Here is a 1,813-nt window from a genome sequence, read left to right as displayed (position 1 = left end):
AAATAGTACAACAAACTATCATGTAACCAAAAGGGGGAGCTGATGAAAGGCACTAACATAACCCACAACCGTCAGGACATTATCTTCAAAAAGATGTCAGTACTATTCAAAAACGAAACCCTCAAATATTATGAACTAAACTTACCAAAGATAATTTCAGTAAAACCAACAGAACTACCAGTAATAAACGTATCAGACAGAAACATGGATTTTGTATTCGAACTAGAAGACAACTCACTATTACACTTAGAATTTCAAACCACGTGGAAGAAAGCCGACTTACTAAGATTCGCACAATACGACATAGCGTTATTCCAAAAAGAAAGAAGAAAGATAAACACGGTAGTAATATACTCAGGGAAATATGAAAGTGCAGAAAGTGAATTGGACATGGGTTTAAATAAATACAAAGTTTTACAAGTATTCATGATAAAGTACGATGGAATAAAAAGGTACAAAGAAATAAAAAGAAAGATAGAAAAAGAAGAAGCACTAACGGATAAAGACTTAATGGATTTAGTATTCTTGCCATTGATGAGAAACGAAAAAAGCGAAGAAGAAGTGACAAAAGAAGCTTTAGAGTTAGCAATCACTATACCAGATGAAGACAAAAAAGAAGCGGTAATAGGATCGTTATTAGGGTTCTCTGATAATTATGTAAGGGAAGAGTACATAAACAAACTGAAAGAGGTGATACGAATGACAAAGATAGGAGCCTCATTATTTGAAGAAGGCGTGGAAAAAGGGAAAAGAGAAGGTGAAAAAGAGTTTGCAATTAGAATATTAAGCAAAAGATTTGGTAACCAACTAACTGAAGAAATAAAAGATAAGATAAGAAAAGCAGATGAGAAGACGATAGATTACATAGGAGACAATTTATTAGAAATTACAATAGAAGACCTAAAAGAGTTATTGAAATAATAGTAGTAGGTGAAACACTATCAGATATTTTTGGATAGGTAACAGGGCAAAACCCTTTTCCATTTCCTCATGGGTGAGTTGCGTGGTGAAATGGAGAAAGGCTTTCTTTCCTCATGGGCGGGCGGACACACTTTGCATAATCGGGTACACTTTTCGTTTGGCAAGAGCGGCTGACTTAACTATTAATCAGTTATTATTATTTTTGGCTCTATGTCGCTATGATGATATAAAAATATTTTATCGAAATTATTTTCTCCTTTAGTATATGAATTAAGTATTTCTTTTATATATGGAATGTCATCATCTAGGAAAGGAACTAAGTTAGCCGGATCATTTGATATTTTTATTAATAAATATATTTTATCAACTTTTTTCCTATAATTGGATATCTTTCCAATCTTTTTATTTATTGCGACTTTTAATTTCCTTTCATAATCAAATGGAAAAAAATATCTGCCTCCAGGAATTACTAATGGTTTCTTATAATCCTCTCGTATTGGTTCAACTTCTAAATACTTGCATATTAAAGAATTTTTATTTGATTCACAGAATTCTTCAAATGAAGAATATTCCGTATTTCTTCTTGTCATTATATATTTTTTGCATTCTTCAGTAAAGCCTTTAATAAATTTGTTCTTTTTTATTTTGTTTATATCAGAATCTAATTTATTAGAGAAAGACAACCATATAACTTTTTTAATATCTTCTTCCTCCACATATTTTTGTATTTTTTTATAAATCTCAATTTCTAAATCTTGACTTTTCATAATTTTTTCATCAATAGCTCTCGTTAATTCAATTCCAATTTTTTGATTATCAAATTTAACTATGAAATCTGGTGATTCACTACCTTCTAAATGACAATTTTCAGGAAATGCTATGGCTAACCGAA

General features: G+C 30.6%; 1 protein-coding gene and 1 pseudogene. One reads left to right on the top strand and one right to left on the bottom strand.

All coding sequences use genetic code 11. The features are described from left to right. Positions 1–42: 42 nt before the first annotated feature. Positions 43–921, top strand: coding sequence for an RpnC/YadD family protein (locus AA81_RS14650; RefSeq protein ID WP_103899360.1), 879 nt, complete (start codon positions 43–45; stop codon positions 919–921). Between the two features lie 182 nt (positions 922–1,103). On the opposite strand, the pseudogene AA81_RS14360 reads toward AA81_RS14650, so the two are convergent. Further along, a pseudogene (locus AA81_RS14360) lies at positions 1,104–1,813 on the bottom strand (hypothetical protein); the annotation flags it as partial.

This window comes from Petrotoga halophila DSM 16923, assembly GCF_002924615.1.
This window is presented reverse-complemented; position numbering and strand designations above follow the sequence as displayed.

Excerpts from the sequence above, each read along its gene's own strand:
- AA81_RS14650 (WP_103899360.1), top strand. The coding sequence starts at position 43 with ATGAAAGGCACTAACATAACCCACAACCGTCAGGACATTATCTTCAAA.